The 17,689-nt window shown below is 52.0% G+C and carries 15 protein-coding genes; all 15 read left to right on the forward strand.

Going from position 1 to position 17,689, the window contains the following annotated elements; all coding sequences use genetic code 11:
• The first annotated feature begins 1 nt into the window (after nucleotide 1).
• Nucleotides 2-1,213, forward strand: a complete 1,212-nt coding sequence (locus DXA87_RS10000; RefSeq protein WP_117504193.1) for a homoserine dehydrogenase — start codon at nucleotides 2-4, stop codon at nucleotides 1,211-1,213.
• Entirely contained in the window at nucleotides 1,210-1,551 is a 342-nt protein-coding gene (locus DXA87_RS10005; protein WP_117504195.1) for a DUF2752 domain-containing protein, read from the forward strand. Before DXA87_RS10000 ends, DXA87_RS10005 begins: the two co-directional genes overlap by 4 nt.
• A 351-nt stretch (nucleotides 1,552-1,902) precedes the next feature.
• Nucleotides 1,903-2,997 carry an S-layer homology domain-containing protein gene (locus tag DXA87_RS10010; protein WP_117504197.1) on the forward strand — a complete coding sequence of 365 codons (1,095 nt, stop codon included), beginning with the start codon at nucleotides 1,903-1,905 and terminating at the stop codon, nucleotides 2,995-2,997.
• A gap of 140 nt (nucleotides 2,998-3,137) precedes the next feature.
• On the forward strand, nucleotides 3,138-4,904 hold the full coding sequence (locus tag DXA87_RS10015; protein WP_117504199.1) for an efflux RND transporter periplasmic adaptor subunit: 1,767 nt from the start codon (nucleotides 3,138-3,140) through the stop codon (nucleotides 4,902-4,904).
• 67 nt (nucleotides 4,905-4,971) lie between these two features.
• On the forward strand, nucleotides 4,972-5,724 hold the full coding sequence (locus tag DXA87_RS10020; protein ID WP_117504245.1) for an ABC transporter ATP-binding protein: 753 nt from the start codon (nucleotides 4,972-4,974) through the stop codon (nucleotides 5,722-5,724).
• Nucleotides 5,708-6,892 carry an ABC transporter permease gene (locus tag DXA87_RS10025; RefSeq protein WP_117504201.1) on the forward strand — a complete coding sequence of 395 codons (1,185 nt, stop codon included), beginning with the start codon at nucleotides 5,708-5,710 and terminating at the stop codon, nucleotides 6,890-6,892. Before DXA87_RS10020 ends, DXA87_RS10025 begins: the two co-directional genes overlap by 17 nt.
• A 186-nt stretch (nucleotides 6,893-7,078) precedes the next feature.
• A complete protein-coding gene (locus DXA87_RS10030) occupies nucleotides 7,079-8,350 on the forward strand; it encodes an N-acetylmuramoyl-L-alanine amidase family protein (protein WP_117504203.1) in 1,272 nt (423 codons plus the stop codon).
• Nucleotides 8,351-8,438: 88 nt separating this feature from the next.
• A complete protein-coding gene (locus DXA87_RS10035; protein ID WP_158553068.1) occupies nucleotides 8,439-9,491 on the forward strand; it encodes an N-acetylmuramoyl-L-alanine amidase family protein in 1,053 nt (350 codons plus the stop codon).
• 215 nt (nucleotides 9,492-9,706) lie between these two features.
• Nucleotides 9,707-10,561, forward strand: a complete 855-nt coding sequence (locus tag DXA87_RS10040) for an energy-coupling factor transporter ATPase (RefSeq protein ID WP_015553378.1) — start codon at nucleotides 9,707-9,709, stop codon at nucleotides 10,559-10,561.
• A gap of 18 nt (nucleotides 10,562-10,579) precedes the next feature.
• Complete coding sequence (locus DXA87_RS10045; protein WP_117504207.1) at nucleotides 10,580-11,572, forward strand: energy-coupling factor transporter ATPase; 993 nt, start codon at nucleotides 10,580-10,582, stop codon at nucleotides 11,570-11,572.
• The gene (locus DXA87_RS10050) at nucleotides 11,566-12,366 is read left to right on the forward strand and encodes an energy-coupling factor transporter transmembrane component T (protein WP_117504209.1); all 801 of its coding nucleotides are present in this window, start codon (nucleotides 11,566-11,568) and stop codon (nucleotides 12,364-12,366) included. Before DXA87_RS10045 ends, DXA87_RS10050 begins: the two co-directional genes overlap by 7 nt.
• 156 nt (nucleotides 12,367-12,522) lie before the next feature.
• Nucleotides 12,523-13,557, forward strand: coding sequence for a tRNA pseudouridine(38-40) synthase TruA (gene truA, locus DXA87_RS10055; RefSeq protein ID WP_117504247.1), 1,035 nt, complete (start codon nucleotides 12,523-12,525; stop codon nucleotides 13,555-13,557).
• The gene (locus DXA87_RS10060; protein WP_117504211.1) at nucleotides 13,554-14,969 is read left to right on the forward strand and encodes a sodium:solute symporter family protein; all 1,416 of its coding nucleotides are present in this window, start codon (nucleotides 13,554-13,556) and stop codon (nucleotides 14,967-14,969) included. The genes truA and DXA87_RS10060 overlap by 4 nt, the downstream gene beginning before the upstream one ends.
• Nucleotides 14,966-16,306, forward strand: a complete 1,341-nt coding sequence (locus DXA87_RS10065) for a HAMP domain-containing sensor histidine kinase (protein ID WP_117485506.1) — start codon at nucleotides 14,966-14,968, stop codon at nucleotides 16,304-16,306. The genes DXA87_RS10060 and DXA87_RS10065 overlap by 4 nt, the downstream gene beginning before the upstream one ends.
• Complete coding sequence (locus tag DXA87_RS10070; protein ID WP_117504213.1) at nucleotides 16,284-17,639, forward strand: sigma-54 dependent transcriptional regulator; 1,356 nt, start codon at nucleotides 16,284-16,286, stop codon at nucleotides 17,637-17,639. The genes DXA87_RS10065 and DXA87_RS10070 overlap by 23 nt, the downstream gene beginning before the upstream one ends.
• The last annotated feature ends 50 nt before the right edge of the window (nucleotides 17,640-17,689 follow it).

The following is a 17,689-nucleotide window of genomic DNA, read 5'->3' on the forward strand; positions in this document are numbered from 1 at the left end:
GATGAAAGCGGCAATTATGGGATACGGAACCATCGGCTCCGGCGTGTATGAGGTTCTTGATAAGAACTGCAAAAGCGTAGAAAAAAAGGCTGGAGAGCCGATAGAAGTAAAATATATCCTGGATCTCAGGGAGTTTCCGGGAAGTCCTGTGGAGAAGCTTGTGATCCATGATGTGGAACAGATCGTAAATGACCCGGAGATCGGGATCGTTGTGGAGACCATGGGCGGAACAAAACCGGCCTACGAGTTTGTAAGGCGCTGCCTGCTCGCGGGAAAGCATGTGGTGACTTCCAATAAGGCACTGGTTGCGGCCAATGGGACAGAACTGATCCGGATCGCCGCGGAAAAGAACATCAGCTTCTTGTTTGAGGCGAGTGTCGGCGGCGGTATTCCGATCATCCGCCCGCTTGTGGAGTGTCTCGGCGGTGAGGAGATTTTAGAAATCTCCGGTATCTTAAACGGAACCACAAACTACATCCTCACAAAGATGAATGAGGAGGGATGGAGCTTCGAGGAGGCGTTAAAGCGCGCTCAGGAATTGGGCTACGCGGAGCGCAACCCGGAGACGGATATTGAAGGATATGACACCTGCAGAAAGATCGCGATCCTGACTGCGGTCGCAACGGGAAAAGAAGTAAACTACGAGGAGATCCCGACCCAGGGAATCACAAAAATCACTTCCATGGATTCCAGCTACGCGGCACATATGGGTGCGGCGATCAAGCTCTTCGGAACCAGCGTGAATAAAGATGGAAAGATCTATCTGGAGGTCGCGCCGGTCCTCGTGGACGCGAAGGACCCGCTGTATGCGGTGACAGATGTGTTCAACGGAATCCTCGTTGTGGGGAATATGCTGGGCGCGTCCATGTTCTATGGAAGCGGAGCAGGGAAACTGCCGACAGCCAGCGCCGTTGTCGGGGATATGATCTCCGCAGTCCGTTTCGGCGATGAGCCGGAGAAGATCGGCTGGAGCAGCGAGAAGCTTGAGGTACATCCGGCGGCTGAGCTTTCCAGAAAGTACTTTGCACGGTTTGAGGGTTCTGAGAGAGCAAAGAAAGAGGCCGTTGCGGCAGCTTTCGGTGACGTGAAATTTGTGACACTGGAAGGAACAGATGAGTTCGCGGTTCTGACCGGTGAGATGACAGGGGGAGAGTTCGACTCGGCAGCAGCAAAGGTCGGTGGACTGCGCCAGAAGATCGCAGCCAGATTATGATCCCGGCATGGTTCCGGATGCCATGCCTGTTTCAGATGATGACCGGGCTTTACTGTCCGGGATGCGGGGGAACGAGAGCCGTCCGGGCACTCCTTTCAGGGCATCCGGTACTAAGCTTTCTGTACCATCCGGTGGTGCCGTATATGGCATCGGTAGCTGTGTGGGCTGCGGCTTCCTGGATCCTGTATTTTGCCACGGGAAACAGGAGATTCCGACCGGAGTTGGATGACCGGATCGCTTACGCAGCGGCGGGGATCGTGATCTTAAATTTTATCATAAAAAACGGACTTCTGGTGTTCGCCGGGATCGATGTGATCGGGCGGCTGCCGGGGGTGTGAGAATAGGGAGAAGACCTGGAGCGGGTACCGAAAGTGGTATCTGTTCTGGGTCTTTTTTGTTTCATGCCACAATTTTGCCGCAGATATGCCCTGTTTTGTGTGACATCCTTCACAGTTTGAACACAGGTCGAACACAGAGGAATCACAAGTTTCTGATAGAGTTTATTGCAGAAACGTAATAAACAGTAAGAAAAATGCAAGGAACCAGGAGTATATGTACTTTAAAAGTACAAAGATCCCGTGATGACGAGTGTACGCAGCAGTCAATGGAAATCAGGCAATGGATCTGGAAAGAGATGACCTGCAGGGGCTGATGATCTGGCCGTCAAGGCGGATGAAAGGAGAACGGAAATGAGAAGAGGAAAGATAATAGCGGTCAGTCTGACGGTCTGTGCGGTGGGGGCCGGAATGACGGTGAACGCTTACGCGGTCAGCACCACATTTGAAATGAGGAAGAAAGCGGTGAGCCTGCTTGGAATTATAACGACGAGTAATTACCAGGCGAATGTGACGAGAGGTGAATTTGCGGAACTCCTCGTAAAGGCATCGGACTACAAGGAGGCGGCAAACGCGGCGGGAACCGTATCTGTATTCGCGGATGTCTCCTCAAAATCCCAGTATTCTGCGGCGATCCGCACGGCGGCGACGAACTCCTGGATGTCCGGTTATCTCGGCGGAAACTTTAAGCCGGACGAGGGAGTTACGATGCGGGATGCCATCAAGGCAGTCCTGGGAGTCTTAGGATACACAAACGAGGATTTCTCCGGAAGTCTTCAGGAGAGCCGCCTTGCGAAGTTCAAGTCCCTGTCCCTGGATTCTGGGATCTATCGTGATCTTGACGAGGTCCTCACGAGGGAAGACTGCATCAACCTGTTCTATAACCTGATGAAGGCGAAGACAAAAGAAGGAAACCAGTACGGCAGTAAGATATTTGACCTGACCTACAATTCCGACGGCGAGATCAATACATCCTCGATCCTGGATAACAGTTTAAAGGGACCGAAGATCTTAGACAATGACAGCCGGAACTTAAAGAGTCTTGTTCCGTTTTCCCTGAAAGACGCTACCATGTTTTTAAACGGCGAGGTGTCCGATGAGAGCGAGATCAACGATTACGCCACCGTGATCTATTACCACGAGGAGACAAAGATGATCTTCGCCTATTCCAACGGCGGCGAGAACAAAGGCGCCACGGAGGGCCGGATCAAGGCGATCTACTACGATTCCAGCGACCCGTTCACACCGGTGAAGGTGGTCTTAAACACCGATTACCAGGACAACGGCGGTGAGGGCGATGAGTTCCAGATCAGCGGATCGGAGCTCCAGTACCTGTTCTCCGTCTACGGAGAGTTTGAGGTGGATGACAAGGTTGCCATTGTGTGGGAGAAGAGCGGAAGCGACGAAAATGCGACTTATACGGTTGTAGATGTTGTCGGAGATTATTGATTAGTTACGAATATACATATAATACATGAAATAGAAATACCGCAGAAGGAATGCGGGTGAGAAAATTAAGGCAAGGAAATTCAGATCTGGAACATAGTTAAGAGAAGCGGAAGATTTCAATAGACAGGAAAGGAACGAGTATGGAGAACGAAAAGGTGGACGTAGAGAAAAAGCGGAAAAAACGGAAAGGAAAAAGCGGAAGGATCGTGATCGTGCTTATAGTGGTTCTGGCAGCGCTGCTTGGCGGATTTTTCCTCTATAAGAAAAAAACCTCGAGCCAGAAACGTCAGGGTGACCAGTCTGTGTCAACGGCGACAGTGAAGCGGACGGACATCAGTTCAGAGCTCACGGCGTCCAGCTCCCTGTCACCGAAGGACACCTACGAGGTGACGTCCCTGGTGGAAGGAGAGGTCATCGAGGCGAACTTTGAGGAAGGCGATGTTGTAGAAAAAGGTCAGGTCCTCTACCGGATCGACGCATCCTCCATGGACTCTGACCTGAGTTCTGCCCAGACCAGCCTTCAGAGGGCGAAGGAGAGTGCCCAGACGGCACAGTCCGATTACGCCGAGGAGACAGCGCGGATCGCCGGAAATACATACCGCTCCACAGCGTCCGGATATATCAAGACTCTCTATATCAAAGAGGGCGATAAGGTAAATAATGGAACGAAGATCGCGGATCTCTATGATGACTCTGTTATGAAGATCATAGTCCCGTTCCTCTCAGGCGAGGCGGCGGAGATCAACGTAGGTGACGAGGCGGCAGTGACTTTGGAGGACACCGGCGAGCAGATCTCCGGAACCGTCACGGTTGTCAGCAGCATGGAGGAGACACTCTCCGGAGGACGTCTCGTGAAGAACGTGACGGTCGAGGTATCAAACCCAGGCGGACTCACGACAGACACCGCGGCATCCGTGACCGTCGACGGATTTGTGTGCAGTGCCGAGGGAACATTCACGGCGAAGACGGAGACGACCCTGAGCGTGGAGCTCTCCGGAAACAAGAGTCTCGAGATCGAGAACCTTCTGATTCATGAAGGTTCTTATGTGGAGAAAAACTCCGAGCTGTTCCAGGTGACCACAAAGACGGCGGAAGAGTATTTAAAGGAATTCAAGGATGCAGTGGAGAGCGCAGATGACAATCTGGAAAACGCGGAGAACAAGCTGAGCAATACCCAGGACAATGTGGATGACTACACGATCACAGCGCCGATCTCGGGGACAGTGATCACGAAAAACGCGAAGGTTGGGGATAAGATCTCCAAGAGTTCCAGCGGAACGACCACCATGGCGGTGATCTACGACCTGTCCACCATGACACTAGAGATGTCCGTGGATGAACTCGATGTCTCAAGCATCAAGGTCGGCCAGTCTGTGGAGATCACGGCGGATGCGGTGGAAGGTGAGACATTCACAGGAACCGTCACAAATGTGAGTCTGCAGAGCAGCTACTCCAACGGTGTCACAAACTATCCGGTGACAGTGACTCTGGATGATACGGGAAGTCTTCTTCCGGGCATGAACGTGGATGCGAAGATCATTCTCGACAGCTCTGAGAATGCTCTGGTGATCCCGGCCAGCGCGCTGATGCGTGGAAACAGAGTGTATGTGAAGAAGAGTTCCGGCTCCGGAAAATCCGGCAGCAGCAACGTCCCGGACGGCTTTGAGGTGGTCCAGGTGACAACTGGAATCATCAACGACGATTATGTGGAGATCCTTTCCGGCCTCTCTGAGGGGGACGAGGTCTACATTTCCTCCGATTCCGGAAGCTCGACGCAGACCGATCAGATGCAGATGGGCGGCATGGGCGGTCCTGGCGGTGATATGGGCGGAGGCGCACCGGGCGGTCCTGACGGAAACGGAGGTCCTGGCGGCAGCAACGGTGGCAGCGGACGAAGATCCCAGTAGTGTATAGGAGATAAATTGTATGGAAAAGACTGAATTCTCAATACAAATAGATACCGCAGAAGAGCCGATGAAACAGGAAGAGGCAGTTTCAAAAGTTCATGAGAAGTTGGAAAAGCAGGAACCTCTGATAGAGCTGCGCAATATCTACAAGATCTACTACATGGGCGACGAGGAAGTCCACGCCAACGACGGCATCAGCCTTTCCATCAACAAAGGCGAGTTCGTCGCCATCGTCGGCAAATCCGGAAGCGGAAAATCAACCCTGATGAACATCATCGGAGCCCTGGATGTCCCGACGAAGGGCGAATATTTCCTCGGCGGCGAGGACGTGGCGGATATGTCCGACAACGAGCTGGCGGAGATCAGAAACCGCATGATCGGCTTTATCTTCCAGCAGTATAACCTGCTTCCAAAGTTAAATCTCTTAGAGAACGTGGAACTCCCGCTCCTTTACGCCGGTTACGACAAGAAAGAACGGCGGGAGCGGGCCATGAATTCCTTAAAAAAGGTCGGTCTCGACGAAAAATGGAAGAATCTTCCGAACCAGCTCTCCGGCGGCCAGCAGCAGCGAGTCTCCATCGCGCGGGCTCTCGCAGGAGATCCGTCCTTAATCCTGGCGGATGAGCCCACGGGTGCCCTGGACTCCAGGACAGGCCGGGAGGTGCTTGATTTTTTAAAGAAACTCAATGAAGAAGGAAACACGATCGTCATGATCACCCACGACAGCTCCATTGCCCTGGAGGCGAAGCGGGTGGTGCGGATCCATGACGGAAAGATCAATTTCGACGGGGATGTGAAAAAGTATGCTGCAATCATTTAAAATGGCGTTAAAAAGTATCTGGGGCAATAAATTGAGGTCCTTTCTGACGATGCTCGGCATCATCATTGGAGTCGCGTCGGTGATCATCCTGGTCAGCATCGTCAACGGCTATATGTCCTACATGGTGGAGAGCTTTTCTTCCATGGGCGTCAATCAGATCACGGTCCAGTACAAGGCGGTGGCATCCAGAAGTATTGATGTGAACGAATTTTATGAGTTCTACGAGGAACATTCAGACCTCTACGAGAACATGTCCCCGAACGTGTCCGTCAGCGTCACGGTAAAACATGACTCTGACACCATGGATTCCACCAGTGTCGGCGGCTACAGTGAGGATTATCTCGCAATCAAGGACTACGAGATCGAGTATGGCAGAAATCTCCAGTACTCCGACATGGAGGCGAGACGAAAAGTCGCGGTCATCGGCGCCTACGTGGCGGAGGAGCTCTACGGCGGCTCCCAGAACGCCGTGGGCGAGACGGTCAAGTTAAACGGTGACAGCTACACCATCGTAGGCGTTGTGGAACGGCAGACGGAGAGCAGCTCTGAGTTCGATGACGGATGTATGGATGACTTTGTGTGGATCCCGTATTCCAGAGCTGTGAAGATGGCGAGAAATGCTGTGATCAACAACTATATCTTCACATCGCGGGACATCAACGACACGGAAACATGTACGACAGAACTTAAAAATTTTCTCTATGAAAAGATGAAGAGCGAAAACCTCTACACGGTGACAGCAATGAGCTCCCTTCTCGATTCCTTAAATGAGCAGATTGCCATGATGAGCATGATGCTGGGCGGTATCGCGGGTATCTCCTTGTTAGTTGCAGGCGTCGGTGTCATGAACATCATGCTGGTGTCCGTGACAGAGAGAACCAGGGAGATCGGCATCAGGAAGGCCCTCGGCGCAAAGAAGAGCGTGATCATGTTGCAGTTCGTCATCGAGGCGCTGGTCACAAGCTCCATCGGCGGAATCATCGGAATCATGATCGGAGCCTTAGCAAGTACGGGAATCGGTGCCCTCATGGGAATCGACGCGCCGCCGACCATGACAGCAGTTGTGATCTCGTTTAGCGTTTCTGTTGCCATCGGACTGATCTTTGGTTACATGCCGGCGAGCCGGGCGGCGAAGCTGAATCCGATCGACGCACTGAGGACAGACTAAAACTACACAGAAAATGACAGGATCAACGGTAAATATGGAAAATGGAAGAATAATAGGAAAATGCAGATTCTAAGCCTCAAACTGCCACGGATTTGCCGCTAAAAGACAGAATATCGTAAGTTGACGGGAGATATTGTCCAACCTTATAATATAGTTAAAGAAAGATACTTGAGGGGAGGCAATCCTATGGCAGAAAGAAAATGGAAAAAAATAAGTACATGGATGGCCGCATGGGTCATGGCGGTCGTGTTTGCGGTATCCGGGGCGCAGACAGCGTTTGCGGCGACCAGTTATGTGAATAGTGTCAGCATCACGCTGGATGTGACACCGACGGTGGGGGAATCCCTGCCGGATCTTGATGTGGGATACAATTCTGATAACTGCGAGGTATCGATCCCGAACAACGATAAATATGATATCGTATCCGCAAAGTGGTCTTCCACAAAGAACGACGTGAAGATCGGCGGAACCTACACCATGAAAGTTACTTTAAAGACTTTAAATGACTATAGGTTCAGCAGCAGCTCCTACACTTCCTCAAAGGTAAAGGTAAAGAACGGAACTTTTGTCAGCGCTTCGAGAACATCTTCCGACCGTCTGGTGGTTACCGTAAAGACAAAACCGGCAAAGGGCGATCTTGACGCGCCGGGCGAGGCATACTGGCAGACCACAAAGTCCGGAAGCTCCGATCTCGGACTCGCGAAGTGGGAGGCCGTTGAGGACGCGTCCTACGAGGTGTACCTCTACCGCGGCAGCAAGAACGTCTACAAGAGCGGCGAGATCCACACCAGCAGCTGTGATCTCTTTCCGTATATGAGCTCCAAGGGAACCTACACCTTTAAGGTGCGCGCGCTCCCGTCAAACGATGAGGTATCCAAGTACGCGTCAAAGAGCGACTGGACCATATCCGATGAGGTCTATATCGATGAGAATGACGCGGCGAGAGCGGCAAAGAAAAAGCCGTCAAGCGGCAACAACAGCAGCACAAATAATTCCGGAAATTCCCAGCAGGCCCCGTCAAATGTGAATGTGGTCGGCTGGATCCTCGACGGAAACCGCTGGTATTATCGTTACCCGGACGGAACTTATTTAAAGAACGGCTGGGGATTTATCGGAAATATCTGGTACTTATTTGACGCAAACGGAATGATGCTCACCGGCTGGCAGATGAAGAACGGCGTTTATTACTACATGAACGGTGACGGAAAGATGCAGACGGGCTGGCTTCTCTACAACAATACCTGGTATTATCTCTCCGAGAGCGGAGCTATGGTGACCGGCTGGATCACGCTGGGTGATAAGGCTTATTACCTCGGCGGCGACGGCGGAATGCTCACAGGATGGCAGAACATCGACGGACAGATCTACTACCTGTATCCGGATGGACATAAGGCGGTCAATGAAGTGATCGATACCTTCTATGTAGATCATGACGGTATCTGGAGAAAACCGCAGTAAAGATCTGAACCTGCAGGGCATGCGGTTATGCGGTGAAAATCGTCGGAATATTTTCCAGCAGACTGAAAATACAGGAAAGGAGCACCTTATGAGACAGAAAACTTTTGGAAAATGGCTTGCGGCAGCAGGAATTCTGATGGCGATGACGATATGGATGGTTCTTCCTGCACTGGCTGCGCCGACGGTGAATTCTATAAGGATCACCTTTAAAGACAAGTATGAAGATCCCGGCGTGATCGAGGAGCCGGAGATCAGCTGCGGCAGCTACGGGATCGAGATCACATCCGTGGAGTGGAGCAAGGATGTAGAAAAATGGAATCCTGGAACGAAAGTGACGGCAACGCTGATTCTTTCCTCCAGCGGAAGAGAGTTCTCCTCCAGCTACGGTTCAAAGTCCTGCCAGATCTCCGGTGCGACGTTGAGTAAGGCAGTGAAAGTGGATGATGACCTGAAGGTCACAGTCACTTACTACCCGGTAGTCTGGCTGGAAACTCCGGATGAAGCCGGATGGAGCGCTTCGAATCATATGAAAGCGGTCTGGAAGAAAGTCGATTACGCGACGGGATATCAGATCCGCCTGTACCGGGATGACTATTATCTCCGGACCATCGATGCGACGGGAACCAGCAAGGACCTCTCCGAGTATATGGGAAGAGAGGGAAACTACTATTACGAGATCCGCGCGGTGGGAAAGACAACGAACGATGCGAAGTACCGCAAGAGCAGCGAGTATATCGTCTCCTCCGACCGCTACCTGGATGACCTGGGTGACACGGAGGGCAGCTGGAAGAATTACGCGGATGGAAAGAAATATGTGGACGAGAATGGTCAGATCGTGACCTCCCAGTGGTACCGGATCCTCGGAACCTGGTATTATTTCGACGAGAACGGATACATGGTGACGGGATGGAGACTGGTCAATAATAAGTGGTATTACCTCGAAAGTGACGGAAAGATGGTGACCGGCTGGAAGCAGGTTGGCGGTGTCTGGTACTACATGGATGCCGACGGAGCGATGGCAACAGGCTGGCGTCAGACTGCACCGGGACAGTGGTATTACCTGAACGCGAACGGAGCGATGGCAGCGTCCACTGTGATCGACGGATATACGTTGGATGCATCGGGGCTCTGGGTAAGTTAGAAAGGAATGATGGGCGGCATGTCATGGGAGAAATCCTGTGTCATGCCGTTTTCACATATCTGAAAAGGTAAGCTCCTGGAACCATGCGAAAACACTTGACTTACTATGAGATATCAACTAAAATTTAGAAACGTGTAAACATTTGTCGCGGCAGCCTGAAGGTGTATGCGGCGCCGCAGTCACTTGAAGTTTATGAAAAACGAGAAAGGATTTCTATGGGAATCATTAAAGCAGTGAACCTGATCTTTGACTATATCAGGCACGATGAAGAGGAAGACAAGGATGAGGTCAGCCATGCGTTAAAGGGCGTCTCTCTGGACATCAAGGAAGGCGATTTCGTAGCGATTTTAGGACACAACGGATCCGGAAAATCCACATTCGCGAAGCTGATGAACGGAATCCTGCTTCCAACGGATGGAACCGTCTATATTTCTAAAATGAGGACGGACGACGAGGAGCATCTCTGGGATGTACGAAAGACGGCGGGAATGGTATTCCAGAACCCGGATAACCAGATCATCGGAAACGTGGTGGAAGAGGACGTTGGATTCGGCCCGGAGAATATGGGAGTTCCGACGGAGGAAATCTGGGCGCGGGTCGACAAGAGCCTTGAGGCGGTGGGGATGACAGCATACAGACTTCAGTCTCCGAATAAGCTTTCCGGTGGACAGAAACAGCGCGTGGCCATCGCTGGCGTTATGGCGATGAAGCCCCGGTGTATCGTTCTGGACGAGCCGACAGCGATGTTAGACCCGAACGGACGCCGCGAGGTCATTAAAACGGTTCATGAACTGAACCGTCAGGAAGGGATCACGGTAGTTCTGATCACCCACTATATGGAAGAGGTCATTGACGCAGACCGCGTGGTCGTTATCGACGGTGGACATGTCGTGATGGACGGAACCCCGAAAGAGGTCTTTTCCAGAGTCAAGGAACTGAAAAAATACAGCCTCGATGTGCCGCAGGTAACGGAACTGGCAGATGAATTAAAGGAAGCCGGAATGGATCTTCCTTATGGAATTCTTTCCATCGACGAGCTTGTGGATGAACTTGTTCCGCTCTTAAAATAGTGGAGAAATGGTGGAAATATGGCAATCGAAATTAAACACTTGAATCATATATACGGGCAGGGAACGATCTTTGAGCAGTATGCCTTAAAGGATGTAAATCTTACGATCCATGATGGCGAGTTTATCGGCCTCATCGGTCATACCGGATCCGGAAAATCAACCCTGACCCAGCATTTAAACGGACTTTTAAAGGCAACGAGCGGAGATATCCTTTATAACGGAGAAAGTATTTATAAAGAGGGATATTCCATGAAAGAGCTCCGCAGCCATGTGGGGCTGGTTTTCCAGTATCCGGAGCACCAGCTGTTTGAGGTGGACGTATTCTCAGATGTCTGCTTTGGACCGAAGAATCTGGGACTCCCGAAGGAGGAGATCGAGAAGCGCGCGAAAGAGGCGCTGGACATGGTGGGACTCGATGAGAGCTTTTATAAGCAGTCTCCCTTCGACCTTTCCGGAGGTCAGAAACGCCGAGTGGCCATCGCAGGCGTTCTGGCGATGAAACCGGAGGTCCTGATCTTAGATGAGCCGACAGCCGGTCTCGACCCGAAAGGACGCGACGACATTTTAGGACTCGTACAAAAGCTCCATAACGAGCAGGGGTTGACGATCATTCTCGTCTCCCACAGCATGGAGGATGTGGCGCGATATGTGTCCCGTCTTGTGGTCATGAACCACGGTGAGAAGGTCTTCGACGGAACTCCGAAGGAGGTATTCCGCCATTATAAAGAGCTGGAAGCCATCGGCCTTGCGGCGCCGCAGATCACCTATGTGGTGCACAAGCTGATCGACAAGGGGATCCCGCTGGATCCGGATATCACGACGGTGGAAGAGGCGAAGAATGCAATCCTTAAGATCTGGCGCGAAAAGTATGGAAAAAGTTCCGGAAATGCAGCGCAGGTAAGCGCAGCCGGAGCGGATTCCGAGAACGCAGATCATGGGAACGCCACTGGAACAGCCTCTGAGAAGGCAGACAGCACAGAAAAGACAGCCGGGGAGGAAACGACATGTTAAGAGATATCACGCTTGGACAGTACTACCCGGTTGATTCCCTGCTTCACAGGCTGGATCCGAGAACAAAATTATTTGGAACTCTTGTATACATCGTAACCTTATTTATCGCGGACAACCTCTGGGCATACGTTGCGGCGACGATCTTTCTGATCACTGCCATCAAGCTCTCCAATGTCCCGGTAAAATTCATGGTGCGCGGCTTAAAATCCATCGTGTTCCTGCTTCTCATCAGCGTCAGCTTCAACCTGTTCCTGACGCCGGGTACCCCGATCTTTAAGATCGGTTTCCTGCAGATGACCTGGGAAGGTCTCCGGTTTGCGGCATTTATGGCGATCCGTCTTGTTTACCTCGTTATGGGATCCACGATCCTGACGCTCACAACGACGCCGAACCAGCTGACAGACGGTCTGGAAAAGAGCCTTGGCTTTTTAAAGAAGGTCGGCGTTCCGGTCCACGAGGTGTCCATGATGATGTCCATTGCGCTCCGGTTTATCCCGATCCTGATCGAGGAGACAGATAAGATCATGAAAGCGCAGATGGCAAGAGGCGCTGATTTCGAGAGCGGAAACCTGATCCAGAAGGCGAAATCCATGGTACCGCTCCTTGTACCGCTGTTCGTATCCGCGTTCCGCCGTGCCACAGACCTCGCGATGGCCATGGAGGCGAGATGTTACCGCGGCGGCGAGGGCAGAACAAAGATGAAACCGCTTAAGTACGCGAAGAGGGACCGTATGGTTTATGGGGCGTATCTGGTGTATTTTGTGGCGGCGATCGTGCTGAAGGTTTTGCTGTAGAAGATGATTAACTCCGGTTTCGATGAAAAGCAGCGCTAAAGCCCGGATATGACGGGGAACAGCACCGCGTGGAAAATGGTCGAAATCGGGAACTTGATATTCAGAGAAATAGAATTGCCCGGATTTTCCGGACAGCAGAAGGAAAACAATAAAGCTATGAGACGAATCAAACTGACGGTGGCCTACGACGGCACCGCATACAAGGGCTGGCAGCTCCAGCCCAACGGCGTTACCATAGAGAAGATGTTAAATAAGGCTCTTTCGGATCTTCTGAAAGAGCCTGTCTGCGTCATTGGGGCAAGCCGGACTGATTCCGGTGTCCATGCGAGAGGAAACGTGGCGGTCTTCGACACGGAGAGCCGGATCCCGGGAGATAAATTCTGTTACGCGGTAAACCGCGGACTTCCGGAGGATATCCGTGTGGTGGAATCCGAGGAAGTTCCCCTGGACTGGCATCCGAGAAAGCAGAACTGTGTAAAGACCTACGAGTATCAGATCTTAAACTGTAAGATCGAGATCCCGACAAGACGCCTCTACGCCCATTTCTGCTATTACCCGTTAAACGTGGAAAAGATGAATGAGGCGGCAAAATATCTCATCGGGGAACATGATTTCATCAGCTTCTGCGCCGCAAACCACCAGGCGGAGGAGACGGTCCGGACGATCTACGGGGCCGAGGTGAAAAAGAATGATGAGGACATCGTAACGATCCGCCTTTGCGGAAGCGGATTCCTCTACAACATGGTGCGGATCATCGCGGGAACCCTGTTAAAAGTCGGAACCGGCGAGTGGGAGCCGGAACATGTGAAAGAGGTACTGGAGGCAAGAAACCGCAAAGAGGCGGGACAGACTGCTCCGGCGAAGGGCCTGACACTTGTGGGAATCGAGTATGAGAGGGAGATCCCAAAGGAGATCATTGGGAGAAATGAACATTGGGACGCTGTTCTGGACCAGAGTAAACTGGAATCCGACGGAATCTCCTGCGTCCGGATCAGGTTCTCCGAACCGGAGGAACTCCCCCGACTGATCCGCCGTATGGTGCACCAGGCATACCGGAATGGGGCGAAGGAAGTGTTTGTGACGGTACCGGATGGGTATGAGGTGTCTGAGACGGAAAGCTATGGGTATTACCGACTCCGCAGGCTGGATGACGGCAGCTACGGAACGGAGTATACGGGGAGGACGCTATGAACCGGGTACTGATCCAGCTGATCTATTTTGTGATCTATTCCGTTGTGTTCCTGATCATCGGAAAGCTCTCTTTTTCGGAAAGTGATTCTCTCTCCAAGTTTTTCGTCGGTGAGAGAAAGAATGACGAAAAACGCCTGTTTTTCACATTTGTCGGTACCTGGGTCTCCGCGGCGACGATTCTGGGATTTACGGGAAATGTATATCACAGCGGACTCTCCGTCATTGCGTCGTCAGTCATCCCGTGGTTTATCGGCGCAGGTCTCCTGTATCTGATGACGGACCGGCTTTACGAGAATGATGTCCTGTCGATCCCACAGCTGATCGGAAAAAAGCATCATTCAAAATTTCTGCAGACAGTATCGGCTATTTTTATGATCTGCGGCTATATTTTCTATCTGATGATCCAGATCAAGGGATTTGGCATCGCGGTATCCAGCCTGCTGAATATCAATTACAAGGTGGCTGTCTTTCTTGTTTATCTCTTTATCCTCTATTCGAGCTTTGGCGGCTTTAACTCCGTCACGAAGTCGGACTGCCTGAATCTGATCATGCTTTCTGTGAGCATCGGAGTTCTGTATCTGATTATTGTAAAAAACGTTCCGGGACATTGGTTTTTGACAGATCAGACGGTGCATGAACTCATAAAGAGCAAGGGCGTCTTCGAAAAGCAGGCAGCGGAGATTGGAATCTTCGTATATATCTCTATGTTCTTCGGCTGGGGAATGGGACTGGCGTCGAATCCCCAGTATATGGTCAGGATCCTGGCGGCGAAGGATAAAAAAACCGCAAAACATATGATCCTGCATGCACTGATATTCCTGTGCGTGCTGTACTTTGCACTGACCCAGATCGGTCTTGGACTGCGGATCCTCTTTCCGCAGCTGAAAAATTACTGCTCCGCGGATGACGTATTTATCTATGCAGTGGTCAATCTCATGAACACACCGTTCAGCGGTTTCTTCCTGATCAGCGTGATCGGCGCCTGTGTCTCAACGGCGAACTCCCAGCTTCACCTGATCGGCTGCATGCTGTCCTACGATGTGGCTGCCCAGCTCACAAAAAAGAAGATGTCGGAGGAGCAGATTCTCACCCTGGCGCGGGTATGTATCTTCATGGGAGGCACGGCTGCACTGATCTTATCCGTAAATCCGCCGAAGGACATGCTGTCCTTCGGGGCGGATATCTGGGGATTATTCTCGGCGGCGCTTGCCCCTCTGATCTACGGGGGACTGTACTGGAAACGGAGAACGAAAGCCGGGGCGGTGGGAGCGTTCTTTACGGGACTTATCTGCTCTGTCCTGTTCTGGAAAATGGATCTCCGGATATACTGGGCATTTCCGGCAACACTGTGCGCGGCGGCAGTCTATGTTGTGATCCCGATGTTTGAGAAGAAAAGAGGGGCAGAAGAATGAGCGGAAAGAAAAAACAGCTGTTTCGATCATGGTTCTGCAGGATCGAGCATGAGGTCATGCTGCCGTTCATCATGGTAGGGATCCTGGTCATCTGTGCATTCTGCGCTATTTCGGTGTGTAATGGATATACAGAAAAGCTTAAGGACAGAAAAGAGTACGCGAGGACTGCGATCCGCAGCATGGAGGCGGATATCTACTATCTGCATGGAAAACTGAGTGAAGAGGAGATCCGGCAGAAGTATAAGTTCTATCATGATCCGGCGGTGCGGATCCTGGCTGCCGACGGCACGATCATCACGGGGGACGAGGAGATTCCGGACGGAAATATGGAACTCCTGTACGCGGACAGTGGAAATTCCCTGGGTTGGCGTCTGGAATACTGGATGGATAAAAAGTCATTTGAGAGCGCGATCCTGGAAGAACAGAATTACGTCATTGTGGGCGCTGTGGCCAGTCTCCTGATCATCGTACAGGTCAGCGTGTTCCTCGCCTGGAGTATCACAAAACCGATCCGCAGCATGAGCGCGGCGTGTAAAAGGCTCGATGAGAACAAGGACGGGTTCCGGGAGTACCGTTTCCTGGAAACAGCGAGAAAGGACGAGATCGGCCAGCTGGCGAGAACCTTTGAGAATCTTCTGAAAAACCTTGATAACTACACGAAAATGGAGTATACGAGCCGGATGTCATCGGCACTGGCCCATGAGATCAAAAATCCGCTGGCAGGGATCCGGTCCGGGATCCAGGTCCTTGGTGGGCGGGCAGTGAAGGAGAATGAAAAGCTTCTCTGCGACAGCATGCTCCATGAGATCGACCGGGTGACCGGGCTGATCAATGACCTGTTTACGCTGTCGGTGAAGAAGGAAAACCACAGACATGTTTTTCAGGCGGATGTGCTGCTGCGGGAGGTGGCATCCATCTATGCGAAGGAGTGCGAACAGCAGAATGTCGCGTTCAAGACAGACTGCGCGGCGTGTGAAGTGTTTGCCGATGAGAATGAAATGCGCCAGATGCTGTACAATCTTCTGACGAACAGCATGCGGGCGGTCAGCCGGGACGGCACGGGGAAGATCCGTCTCTCAGTGTCTTCCGACGGAGGCATGACTACATTCTGCGTCTCCGATAACGGAAAAGGAATGAATGAAGAGGAACTGAAACGCGCAAAAGAACCGTTCTACACGAAGAGCATTAACGGCGTCGGTCTCGGTCTGGCGATCGTAAACCGGCTGATCGGGCAGAACCACGGCAAAATGGAAATGGAAAGCGCTCCGGGCTGCGGAACGACGGTGCGCCTGATTTTTGAAAGCAGGGATGAACATGAAAAAGATACTGATCGTTGATGACGAATTTCTGATCCGGTTTACGCTGGAGGAAGGACTGAAGGACCGGGGATACGAGACCCAGTCGGCGGAAACGGTGAAGGACGCTCTCGAGAAGATGAAAACGTTCCACCCGCAGGTGATCCTCCTGGATAACCGCCTGCAGGACAGCCTCGGGATCGACGAGATCTCCACGTTCCGTTCCGCCGATGAGGAGGTCCAGGTGATCCTGATGACGGCGTACGGCTCTGTCGCCCAGGCGGTGGAGGCGACGAAGCGCGGCGCTTACGACTATATTTTAAAGCCCTTTGATATTGACGAGATCGACCGGATCGCCAGCCGCTGCATTGGCCAGATGCAGGACCGGGAATCCCTGGAGTTCCTAAAGGGAAAAACGCAGGAATTTATCGGAGTCAGCGACGCCGCGATGCGGATCCGGCGCCACATCGAACTTCTCGGAAAGAATTCCTCAGTGAATGTTCTGATCCGGGGCGAGACCGGAACCGGAAAAGAGGTTGCAGCGTCCCTGATCCATGCCTGCAGCGACCGGCGGGACCACCTGATGGTCCGCATCAACTGCGGCGCAATTCCGGAACATCTGATGGAGAGCGAGCTCTTTGGCTATGAGCGGGGGGCCTTTGCGGGCGCGATGAAGACGAAGAAAGGCCTGATCGAGCTGGCAGCAGGCGGAACCGTGTTCTTGGATGAGATCGGGGAACTTCCGCTGTCCATGCAGACAAAGATCCTAACGTTCCTGGACCATAAGAAGTTCAAGCGTGTGGGTGGTCTGGAGGACATCGAAGCGGATGCCCGGGTGATCGCGGCGACAAACCGGAATCTGGAACATGCCGTAAAGCAGGGGGAATTCCGGGAAGACCTTTTCTACCGGATCAATGTCATGGAACTTGTGATCCCGCCGTTACGGGACCGGAGAGAGGATATTCCGGCACTCTGCGATTATTACCTGAAATATTATAACGGCATGTTTGGAAAGAATATCACCCATGTGGATCCTGATTTTATGCGGGAGCTGCTTTTGTATGACTGGAAAGGGAATGTTCGGGAACTGAAAAATATTTTTGAGCGCTGCTTCTTATTCTGTCAGGGGGACGTGCTTGAAAAACATGTGGAATTAAAACGGGTGGACTGGAAAGATGATACCCGGACAGGAGAGCCGTTTGCGCTAAAGGATCTTCGGAAAGGACCGATCAGTCTCGATCAGGAGGTTTCCATGCTGGAGCAGATCTACATGGACCAGGCACTGAAGCTCTGCGGAAACAACGTGACAAAAGCGGCGGCCCTTTTGGGAATCACGAGATTCTCCATGAAGAGAAGACTTGATAAGGAAGACTGAAATCTTACGGCCCGCACGGTAAGGGGCAGACCTGCTGAACAATTGAAAAC

Source organism: Desulfotomaculum sp. OF05-3 (genome assembly GCF_003435535.1).
GTDB classification, from domain to species: domain Bacteria; phylum Bacillota; class Clostridia; order Lachnospirales; family Lachnospiraceae; genus Pilosibacter; species Pilosibacter fragilis.

Coding starts and splice junctions, on each gene's coding strand:
- DXA87_RS10000 (WP_117504193.1), top strand. CDS start 2: ATGAAAGCGGCAATTATGGGATACGGAACCATCGGCTCCGGCGTGTAT.
- DXA87_RS10005 (WP_117504195.1), top strand. CDS start 1,210: ATGATCCCGGCATGGTTCCGGATGCCATGCCTGTTTCAGATGATGACC.
- DXA87_RS10010 (WP_117504197.1), top strand. CDS start 1,903: ATGAGAAGAGGAAAGATAATAGCGGTCAGTCTGACGGTCTGTGCGGTG.
- DXA87_RS10015 (WP_117504199.1), top strand. CDS start 3,138: ATGGAGAACGAAAAGGTGGACGTAGAGAAAAAGCGGAAAAAACGGAAA.
- DXA87_RS10020 (WP_117504245.1), top strand. CDS start 4,972: ATGAAACAGGAAGAGGCAGTTTCAAAAGTTCATGAGAAGTTGGAAAAG.
- DXA87_RS10025 (WP_117504201.1), top strand. CDS start 5,708: ATGCTGCAATCATTTAAAATGGCGTTAAAAAGTATCTGGGGCAATAAA.
- DXA87_RS10030 (WP_117504203.1), top strand. CDS start 7,079: ATGGCAGAAAGAAAATGGAAAAAAATAAGTACATGGATGGCCGCATGG.
- DXA87_RS10035 (WP_158553068.1), top strand. CDS start 8,439: ATGAGACAGAAAACTTTTGGAAAATGGCTTGCGGCAGCAGGAATTCTG.
- DXA87_RS10040 (WP_015553378.1), top strand. CDS start 9,707: ATGGGAATCATTAAAGCAGTGAACCTGATCTTTGACTATATCAGGCAC.
- DXA87_RS10045 (WP_117504207.1), top strand. CDS start 10,580: ATGGCAATCGAAATTAAACACTTGAATCATATATACGGGCAGGGAACG.
- DXA87_RS10050 (WP_117504209.1), top strand. CDS start 11,566: ATGTTAAGAGATATCACGCTTGGACAGTACTACCCGGTTGATTCCCTG.
- truA (WP_117504247.1), top strand. CDS start 12,523: ATGAGACGAATCAAACTGACGGTGGCCTACGACGGCACCGCATACAAG.
- DXA87_RS10060 (WP_117504211.1), top strand. CDS start 13,554: ATGAACCGGGTACTGATCCAGCTGATCTATTTTGTGATCTATTCCGTT.
- DXA87_RS10065 (WP_117485506.1), top strand. CDS start 14,966: ATGAGCGGAAAGAAAAAACAGCTGTTTCGATCATGGTTCTGCAGGATC.
- DXA87_RS10070 (WP_117504213.1), top strand. CDS start 16,284: ATGAAAAAGATACTGATCGTTGATGACGAATTTCTGATCCGGTTTACG.